The 8238-nt window shown below is 59.5% G+C and carries 9 protein-coding genes and 1 pseudogene; 5 read left to right on the forward strand and 5 right to left on the reverse strand.

Annotation, left to right across the window (positions count from 1 at the left end; genetic code table 11):
* Positions 1 to 98: 98 nt before the first annotated feature.
* Together rssC and rssB are read right to left on the reverse strand one after the other, a co-directional pair.
* Complete coding sequence (rssC, locus tag F0169_RS15120; RefSeq protein ID WP_058414747.1) at positions 99 to 581, reverse strand: anti-sigma factor antagonist RssC; 483 nt, start codon at positions 579 to 581, stop codon at positions 99 to 101.
* Positions 581 to 1762: a two-component system response regulator RssB gene (gene rssB / locus F0169_RS15125; RefSeq protein ID WP_058414748.1), complete on the reverse strand. Its 1182-nt coding sequence runs from the start codon at positions 1760 to 1762 to the stop codon at positions 581 to 583. The genes rssC and rssB overlap by 1 nt, the downstream gene beginning before the upstream one ends.
* A 276-nt stretch (positions 1763 to 2038) precedes the next feature.
* Between rssB and F0169_RS15135 the strand changes: the two genes are divergently transcribed.
* Positions 2039 to 2335, forward strand: coding sequence for a PilZ domain-containing protein (locus tag F0169_RS15135; protein ID WP_058414749.1), 297 nt, complete (start codon positions 2039 to 2041; stop codon positions 2333 to 2335).
* 60 nt (positions 2336 to 2395) lie between these two features.
* Here F0169_RS15135 and F0169_RS15140 read toward each other — a convergent pair whose 3' ends face one another.
* The gene (locus tag F0169_RS15140) at positions 2396 to 3085 is read right to left on the reverse strand and encodes an MlaA family lipoprotein (RefSeq protein WP_058414750.1); all 690 of its coding nucleotides are present in this window, start codon (positions 3083 to 3085) and stop codon (positions 2396 to 2398) included.
* 197 nt (positions 3086 to 3282) lie between these two features.
* Between F0169_RS15140 and pcrP the strand changes: the two genes are divergently transcribed.
* Together pcrP and F0169_RS15150 are read left to right on the forward strand one after the other, a co-directional pair.
* Positions 3283 to 3891 (forward strand): HAD superfamily inactivated hydrolase PcrP, encoded by a 609-nt coding sequence (gene pcrP, locus F0169_RS15145; protein ID WP_152746966.1) that lies wholly within the window; start codon positions 3283 to 3285, stop codon positions 3889 to 3891.
* Between the two features lie 110 nt (positions 3892 to 4001).
* Complete coding sequence (locus F0169_RS15150) at positions 4002 to 4268, forward strand: DUF4404 family protein (RefSeq protein ID WP_058414752.1); 267 nt, start codon at positions 4002 to 4004, stop codon at positions 4266 to 4268.
* A gap of 54 nt (positions 4269 to 4322) precedes the next feature.
* On the opposite strand, the gene queF is transcribed toward F0169_RS15150, so the two are convergent.
* Both queF and copI read right to left on the reverse strand, forming a co-directional pair.
* Positions 4323 to 5153 carry an NADPH-dependent 7-cyano-7-deazaguanine reductase QueF gene (queF, locus tag F0169_RS15155; RefSeq protein WP_152746967.1) on the reverse strand — a complete coding sequence of 277 codons (831 nt, stop codon included), beginning with the start codon at positions 5151 to 5153 and terminating at the stop codon, positions 4323 to 4325.
* A gap of 69 nt (positions 5154 to 5222) precedes the next feature.
* On the reverse strand, positions 5223 to 5744 hold the full coding sequence (gene copI, locus F0169_RS15160; RefSeq protein WP_152746968.1) for a copper-resistant cuproprotein CopI: 522 nt from the start codon (positions 5742 to 5744) through the stop codon (positions 5223 to 5225).
* 155 nt (positions 5745 to 5899) lie between these two features.
* On the opposite strand from copI, the gene F0169_RS15165 reads away from it, so the two are divergent.
* Together F0169_RS15165 and F0169_RS15170 are read left to right on the forward strand one after the other, a co-directional pair.
* Positions 5900 to 6580 (forward strand): heavy metal response regulator transcription factor, encoded by a 681-nt coding sequence (locus F0169_RS15165; protein ID WP_152746969.1) that lies wholly within the window; start codon positions 5900 to 5902, stop codon positions 6578 to 6580.
* Positions 6577 to 7922, forward strand: a pseudogene (locus F0169_RS15170) (heavy metal sensor histidine kinase). Before F0169_RS15165 ends, F0169_RS15170 begins: the two are co-directional and overlap by 4 nt.
* Positions 7923 to 8238: the final 316 nt, after the last annotated feature.

Consider the following 8238-nt stretch of genomic DNA (forward strand, 5'->3'; position numbering starts at 1 on the left):
AAAAGGGCGGCACCTGTGAGGGTGCCGCCCTTTTTTGTGTTTCGTTGATCTCAAACCAGTCACAGCTCCCACATTGGACGGGGTTTCAAGTCTGGGGCTTAGTGGCGTTCCAGCGCGTTGACGAGGTCATGGAAGGCTTCGCGGTTGGACTCGTTCAGGCCCATCAGGATTTTGTGCGCTTCCAGCACCTTGATCCGTACCACTTCCTCGGACTGATCCTGGGATGGCAGGTCGGTCAGGCATTCCGGGCACGGGATCGGGCTTTCAACGATGTTGAACACTTGATCAAAGCCCATCGACTGCAACAGACGGGTTATGTCTTCGTGGGTGGTGACGACGGTCGGCAACAGGCCGACCTTCTGCCGCGACAGAATGGACAACTTGGCCAGCAAGCCAAGGGTGGTGCTATCGATGCTGCGGGTTTCGGTCAGATCGATCACGATCGCCGAGAAATTCAAGGCTGTGAAAATCCGCTCAATCGTCGCATCCAGCGCCGAACACAACGTCAGGCGCACTTCACCGACAAACTTCAGGACGAAAGTCCCGTCTTGCTCGGCGAATTGGATTCTTCCGGTACTCATCAAAGATTCCTGCTCAACACCAATAGGGCGATATCATCCGGCATCTCCCCTAGCGTGGCCAATCCAAAAACCTGCCGCAGGCCATCCAGGCTGCCGCCCGCCGACTTGACCTTTTGGGGCAAGGCGGCTTCTTTCTCCTTGAGTGTAGGCTCTGGGAGGAGGTCCAGGATGCCATCGGACATCAGCGTAAGGCTGAAGGTCGGCGGCAGTTCCAGGATGTGGTCTTCGTAGGTGGCTTCATTAAACAAGCCCACCGGCAGACCACGCCCTTCCAGGTAACGCACACTGTCTGGAGTGTATAAAACCGGCATCGGCAGGTGACCGCCAATGCTGTAGGTCAACAGACCGGTTTCTTCGTCGATCACGCCGCCGACCATCGTCACGTGCTTGCCCAGCTTACAGCTGATCAGGCCTCGATTGATGTGGCCCAGTACCTGGGAAGGGGTGAATTCCGGCAAGGTTCCGTTGCGCTTGGACTCGAACAACAACCGTGTGGTCATGAATTTCAACAACACGGTAACAAAGGCAGAAGAAGCGCCGTGGCCGGACACGTCAGCCAGGTAGAACGCCACGCGGCGCTCATCCACACGGAAATAATCGACAAAATCCCCCGACAGGTACAACGACGGGATGATCTGGTGGGCAAACTTGAACGCGTCAATGCTCCACGGGCTCACCGGCAGCATGTTCATCTGCACCTGGCGACCGGCGTTCTGGTCTTCCTGAAGCAGGTTGAGGCTGGCTTCGAGCTCGCGGTTGGCGGTTTCGAGCTTTTCGCGGTAGCGCTGGTTCTCCAGCAGCAGGCGGGCGCGGTCGAGCGCACGGCGCACCGAGTGCTCAAGCACAGCCAGGTCTTCCAGGGGCTTGATCAGGTAATCGGCAGCGCCCAAGCGCAGGGCCTCGACGGCATCGTTCATCACGCCGGCACCGGACACAACAATCACTGGCGTCTGTGGGGCAAGCTCAGTCACCTGGCGGATCAGCTCAAGGCCGCCCATTTGGGGCATGCGCAGGTCGCAGATCACAAGGTCGGGCTTGTCGCGCTCGAATACCTGGAGACCCTGTTGGCCATTACTGGCCTGCAGGACGCTGAAGCCACTGTCTTCCAAATAGGCCGCGAGGCTCGCGCGCACTACTTCGTCGTCATCGATTATCAGCAGCGTGGCACTGGTTTTTTGCATGTGGGCAAACGGCGCCAGAATTAGGTTGGCGTAGGCGGCTCGGCAATGGCCGGGCTCACGTACTGGATTCGCTTTCTAGCCTCTCTGTCCTACAAAGCACGGGCTTTTGGCCCACGCACAACGGTAAAGCAGAGGTGCCCTTCTAAGGCGCAGACGGTACTCCCATCCGTCAGGGGTTTCAAGCTCATGCCGATGGTCGCCGGACGTCTTTACACCGCAAATCACCGGGAGTTATAAGAACAGCCATCACCACAACACAAAGTAAGGATGGCAGCTGTGAGCGAACACGAGCGCGACTACGCCGAAAAACGCGATTTCATCCGCATGCGAGTGGATGCCGATGTTTCCCTGATCCACGCCGGCCAAGAAATTGCCGGGGTCTGTGTGGACCTTTCCAGCACCGGCATGCAAGTACAGGCACCTCGCCAGTTTGCGGTGGGTGACACACTGACCGTGCGCATCGATTCGGAGCACGCCGCCCTCAAGGGCCTGGAGGCGGACACCGAGGTCGTTTGGGCCAAAACGACTGGCGAGGACCAGCACCTCGGCCTCAAAATCCTCAAAATGCGCTGAAAACCGCGTACGAAAAAGGCGACCACACGGGTCGCCTTTTTCATTTCAAAACGTCACAGCTTAAAAGTCGTCTACAACCTTGCCGTCTTTGACCTTGAACTCACGGTTCTGCAAGTAGGCGTTACGGATGAAGGTGTATTTGTCGCCGGTGATCAGCTTCTCGCTGTCGAGCAAGCTGGCGCGGGTGTCAACGATGTTCAGGCCGAAGGTGCTGTTGCGCCAGCCGATATCGTTCATATAGCGATACGGTTGGGTGTAGCTGTCGACGTACTTGGACGGCGCATCACGCAAGGTGCTTGGGCCAAGCAGTGGCAGCATCACGTAAGGACCGCTGCCGACGCCCCAGTAACCCAGGGTCTGACCGAAGTCTTCATCGCTGCGTTGCAGGCCCATTTTGGTGCCTACATCGATAAAGCCCAGCACGCCGAAGGTGGTGTTCATCAGCAAACGAGCAGTGTCGACACCGGCCGCGTGTGGCTTGAGCTGCAACACGTTGTTGGCAAAGTTGCCGACGTCGCCGATGTTGCGGAAGAAGTTGTGGATGCCATCCTGCATGAACTGCGGGGTAACAAACTGATAGCCCTGCGCCAAAGGCTTGAGGGCATAGGTATCAACGGTGTCGTTGAAGGTGAAAATCGGACGGTTGATGCTTTCCCATGGGTCGTCTTCCGACGCAGCCTGGGCCGCAAACGGCGCCAACAGGACAGTGGCACACACAGATAGCTGAGCGAAATATTGGCTCCAGCGCATAGCTTTTGCTCCTTGAATAGTCTGTCATGGGCGCTATGCCCTGAATTAAGAACGTGAGTATATGACGGAAGTGTCGAGTTAGGCATCTACTAGGAAACGTCATCGGGTAAATGGATAAAATTCCTACAGCTACACCTGAGTGTCATGTGCTTGTCATCCTGGCCCGATAGCGTCACAGCTATTTCAGGAACCTTTAGATGCCTCAGGCCGAAATTGCTCTCGCCAGCGCACCCTCTTTGACTGCCGTGCTCTTCGGGCTTAGTGGCTGCCTGGTAGATTTTGGTTCCCTGGCACGAAGTGATTCGCCCTCCCCCGACTCCCAAGCCACGTATGGCGCATTAAAAATCCTGCATGACCTCAAAGAGCAAGGCGTGCCCTGCGCCTGGCTGGACGAGCTGCCCGCCGCAGTCACCCGCCCATTGGCGGCCGCGTTGCCTGACTGGCTGAAGGCGACTGCGCCCGCCGCCATGCGCTGGCCTGCCCCGCATGCCTGCTGGCAAGCCTTGATGGAGTTAAACATCGAACGCCTGGAAGGCTGCGTGCTGGTGAGTGGTGAGCCGCGTTTGCTGCAATCGGGCCTCAATGCCGGGTTGTGGACCATTGGCCTGGCGTCCTGTGGCTCCCTGTGCGGCCTGGCGCCCGAGCAATGGCAGGCGCTGACCGAGCAGCAACGCGAACTTAAGCGCGGCAAAGCCACAGTGGCGCTGTATGGGCTGGGTGTGCACTCGGTGATCGACCACCTCGGCGAGCTCGGCAGCTGCCTGGCAGACATCCGCCTGCGCCAGCTTAAAGGCGAGAAGCCCTGATCAAGATCATGCACAGTCGGCCCCGGTGGATTAATCTACAGGTCAGCCCGTAGACCTTTCCCGGCGTGCCGCGGTCTATGCCAGTGCCTATCGATAAAAGGAAGAACGCCATGCCTGCCCGCGAAAAACTGCAAGAACAGGTCAACATCCTGCGCGAGCAATTGAATCAGGAGCCGCCGCTGCCGCTGGAAAAACGTGAAGCGCTGGAAGCCTTGCTTGCCAGGTTTGAACTGCAACTGGAATTGGAACCAGCCACTCAGGCACCGAGCATTGCTGACGATGTGAATCGTGCTGTAGAAGGCTTCGAACTCGACCATCCGGGCATTGCCGGGACGCTGCGCAATATCGTGATCACCTTGGGCAACATCGGGATTTAATCCAGGCCCGAAACCAAAAGGTGGGAAGGGGCAAGCCCCCTCCCACCTTTCGATTTACTGACGGGCCAGGCGCAGGTTCTGGAACGCCACCTCTTCAGTGCTGCGGTACGGGTTAATATCCAACCCACCGCGCCGCACATAGCGCGCATACACCGTCAGTTTTTCCGGCTTGAGCAAGCGCTGCAGGTCGAGAAAAATCCGCTCTACGCACTGCTCGTGGAAGTCCGAGTGCTGGCGAAAGCTCACCAGGTATTCCAGCAGGCTGGCGTGATCCAGCGCCGAACCACGGTACTCCACCGCCACGCTGCCCCAATCGGGCTGGCTGGTGACCGGGCAGTTGGATTTGAGCAAGTGGCTGTGCACGCTCTCCTCGACAATGCGCGAATCATCGCAGCGCAGCAGTTCCGGGCGTGGGTGTTCGTAGTTGCTGACGCTGATGTCCAGATCGTCAATGCACACACCCGGCAAGGCCTGCACGCCTTCGGCTGCAACGTCCGCCAGGCTGCGGATGCGCACGGTCACCGGCTTGCCGGCGGCGGCGCTGAGGTCGGTGCGCAATGTCGCCTGCAGGCTTTGTGTGTCGGCAAACGCGGTTTGGTTGAGCGAATTAAGGTACAGCTTGAACGACTTGGACTCGATGATGTTCGGCGAGTCGGCCGGGATACTGAACTCACCGATGGCCACCACCGGCTTACCGGGCGGCAGCAGCCAGGACAACTCGAAGCAGTTCCAGAAATCCACGCCCTTGTAGGGCAGGTTATCGGCGCTCAGGCCGAGTTCGGCCCACTTGGCAGCGCGAGGGATCGGGAACAGCAACGAAGGGGTGTAAGTAGAGATGTATTCACTGGACTTGCCCAGCGGCGAATGTTCGGCTGCGGGATGCATGGCGGAAACCTGGCTAAATAAACCCCGCCAGTCTACCAGCCTTTGCCCCCGCGCCTAAGCCACACCGGCTCAATCGACGTTAAGCGTGCCGACCATGCCCGCTTGATAATGCCCGGGCAGGTTGCAGGCAAACTCCAAGCCGGTGGCGCGGGTGAACGTCCAAGTCAGCTCAGCGGTTTTGCCGGGCTCTACCAGCACGCTGTTGGGGTCGTCGTGCTGCATGCCGCCCATCTCGCCATGGCCCATGGCGCTATGGTCCATTTTGCCGATGCCGGTGGCGGTGAGCATGCCGCTGGCCTGCATCTTGAGCATTTCTTTTTGGTGTTCGGCGTGCATCGCCGCGTCGCCCAGGTTGAATTCATGCAGCAACCGGCCTTTATTGACCAGCACAAACCGCACGGTCTCACCGGCTTTTACGTCCAACAACTTAGGCGAAAAAGCAATGTCCTGCAACTGCACTTCCACGGTGCGCGTGGCCTTGTCGGCGGCCGCCGGCTGGCCAAATGCGTAGGTGTGCGCCGTGTCAGCCAGCGCATCCACACTCAATGCCAACAGGCAGCCCGCCAGCAACAGGGGTGTACGCAAGGTCATGGGTATCTCCAAAAATGTGTGAACCGCTTGGGTAGCACTCTAAGATGGCGCCGCTGCCAGCCAGCTGACTGCTAGATTACAACTTTGTCAGGTTGCGCCCCTGCCTTGGCGCCCACGGTATAAAGCCCATCGTCACCCGTTGCCAAGAGTTGCCCATGAAACTGCTGATTGTCGAAGACCAACCGAAAACCGGCCATTACCTGCGTCAAGGCTTGGCCGAGGCGGGCTTTACCACCGAACTGGTCGCCGAGGGCATCAGCGGTCAGCATTTGGCATTGAGCGGTGACTACGACCTGCTGATTCTCGACGTGATGTTACCGGGCCGCGACGGCTGGCAAATTTTGCAAGCCGTGCGCGGTGCCGGCCTGGATACCCCGGTACTGTTCCTCACCGCCCGCGATGCGGTGGAAGACCGCGTGCATGGCCTGGAGCTGGGCGCCGACGATTACCTGGTCAAGCCGTTCGCCTTTTCCGAACTGCTGGCGCGGGTACGCAGCCTGTTGCGCCGTGGCAGTAGCACACCGCAGGAAACCGCGCTGCAACTGGCCGACTTGCGCCTGGACCTGATTCGCCGCCGCGTCGAGCGCGATGGCCAGCGCATCGACCTCACCGCCAAGGAGTTCGCGCTGCTCGAATTGTTGCTGCGCCGCCAGGGCGAGGTGCTGCCCAAGTCACTGATTGCCTCACAAGTGTGGGACATGAATTTTGACAGCGACACCAACATCATCGAAGTGGCTATCCGCCGCCTGCGCCTGAAAGTCGACGACCCCTTCCCCAATAAGCTGATCCACACCGTGCGCGGCATGGGTTATGTGCTGGAGGAGCGTTTCAATTGATCAAGCGCTTGTCCCTCGCCAGCCGTCTGGCACTGTTGTTTGCCGCCTGTACTGCGGTGGTGTCGCTGATTGCCGGGGTGTTGTTTAACCAGGCCAGCGAGGCGCATTTTGTCGAGCTGGACCAACAGTTGCTCGACGGCAAATTACTCGCCTTGCGCAGCACGTTGCAGGGCGTCGACACCCCGCAATTGTTCGCCCAGCGCGAAGCGCAGTTGCGCAGCGAGCTTAGTCGGCAACCCGACCTGACGCTGCGCATCAGCGCCGCCGGCCAGCGCTGGTATGACGGCGCGCCTGGCGTCGACCTGCCCGCAACGCCAGGCCTGCACAGCCTGCAGAACGCCGGCACGGATTACCGCGTGTACAACGTGCCGTTGCTGGCGGGCCAACCCAGCTCGCCGCAACTGAGCCTGATGCTCGACATCACTCATCACCAGCACTTCCTGCAACGCATGCAGCACTTGATTTGGCTGACCGTCGGCCTGTCGGCACTCGCCACCGCGCTGCTCGGCGCCTGGGCCGCACGCAGTGGCTTGCGCCCGTTGCGGCGCATGGGCGAGGTCGCCGCCGGTGTGTCGGCGCATTCCCTCACCCAACGTTTGCCTGAGCAGCACATGCCGGTGGAACTGACAGAGCTGGCGCTCGCCTTCAACGCCATGCTCGGCCGCCTGGACGACTCGTTTCAGCGCCTCTCGGCGTTCTCCGCCGACATCGCCCACGAGCTGCGCACGCCGTTGTCGAACCTGCTGACCCACACGCAGGTGATCCTCACCAGCCGCGCGCGCTGGAGGACTACCGTGAGGCGCTGCACAGCAACCTGGAAGAATTGCAGTGGATGGCGCAGTTGGTGAATGACATGTTGTACCTGGCCAAAGCCGACCATGGCTTGCTGATGCCCAAGCGCGAGCCGTTGGCGCTTGAGGATGAAGTGGACGCGTTGCTCGATTTTTTTGCGATGCTGGCGGAAGACGCGCAGGTCAGCCTGGTGCGCGAGGGCACTGCGCGCACCATGGGCGATCGCGGCATGTTGCGTCGGGCGTTGTCGAACTTGCTGGATAACGCGCTGCGGTTTACCAAGGCCGGTGGCGAGGTGCGGGTGCGCATAGCGGACGGGGTGAGACTTTCAGTGGAAAACACCGGGGATGGTATTCCTGCGGCGTTGTTACCTCGGTTGTTTGATCGCTTTTACCGGGCAGACCCGGCGCGCCATGAAGGCAGCAGCGAGCATGCGGGGCTGGGGCTGGCGATTACCCAGTCAATTGTGCGGGCGCACGGCGGGAGGATTTTTTGTGAGTCCAGGGTTGGGTGGACACGGTTTGTGATTGAGTTGCCCAAGACAGATTGATGCAGGCTGTGCGGACCCTATCGGGAGCAAGCCCCCTCCCACAGTTGACTGCATTCCAACCTGAATTGGCTGCATTCCAACTGTAACTGACTGCAACCCAACCTGAATTACCTGCACTCCAACTGGGATTGACTGCAGTCCAACCTGAATTAGCTGCGTTCCAACTGGGATTGACTGCAACCCAACCTGAATTAGCTGCATTCCAACTGGGGTTGACTGCAGCCCAACCTGAATCCTGCACTCCAACTGGAATTGACTGCAGTCCAACCCGAATCATCTGCACTCCAACTGAAATTGACTGCAACCCAACCTGAAT

The sequence above is a fragment of the Pseudomonas kitaguniensis genome (assembly GCF_009296165.1).
In the GTDB taxonomy this organism is placed as follows: Bacteria; Pseudomonadota; Gammaproteobacteria; order Pseudomonadales; family Pseudomonadaceae; genus Aquipseudomonas; species Aquipseudomonas kitaguniensis.

What these genes read in the sequence shown, in the direction of transcription:
- rssC (WP_058414747.1), bottom strand. Translation starts at nt 581, where the DNA reads ATGAGTACCGGAAGAATCCAATTCGCCGAGCAAGACGGGACTTTCGTC.
- rssB (WP_058414748.1), bottom strand. Translation starts at nt 1,762, where the DNA reads ATGCAAAAAACCAGTGCCACGCTGCTGATAATCGATGACGACGAAGTA.
- F0169_RS15140 (WP_058414750.1), bottom strand. Translation starts at nt 3,085, where the DNA reads ATGCGCTGGAGCCAATATTTCGCTCAGCTATCTGTGTGTGCCACTGTC.
- pcrP (WP_152746966.1), top strand. Translation starts at nt 3,283, where the DNA reads ATGCCTCAGGCCGAAATTGCTCTCGCCAGCGCACCCTCTTTGACTGCC.
- F0169_RS15150 (WP_058414752.1), top strand. Translation starts at nt 4,002, where the DNA reads ATGCCTGCCCGCGAAAAACTGCAAGAACAGGTCAACATCCTGCGCGAG.
- queF (WP_152746967.1), bottom strand. Translation starts at nt 5,153, where the DNA reads ATGCATCCCGCAGCCGAACATTCGCCGCTGGGCAAGTCCAGTGAATAC.
- copI (WP_152746968.1), bottom strand. Translation starts at nt 5,744, where the DNA reads ATGACCTTGCGTACACCCCTGTTGCTGGCGGGCTGCCTGTTGGCATTG.
- F0169_RS15165 (WP_152746969.1), top strand. Translation starts at nt 5,900, where the DNA reads ATGAAACTGCTGATTGTCGAAGACCAACCGAAAACCGGCCATTACCTG.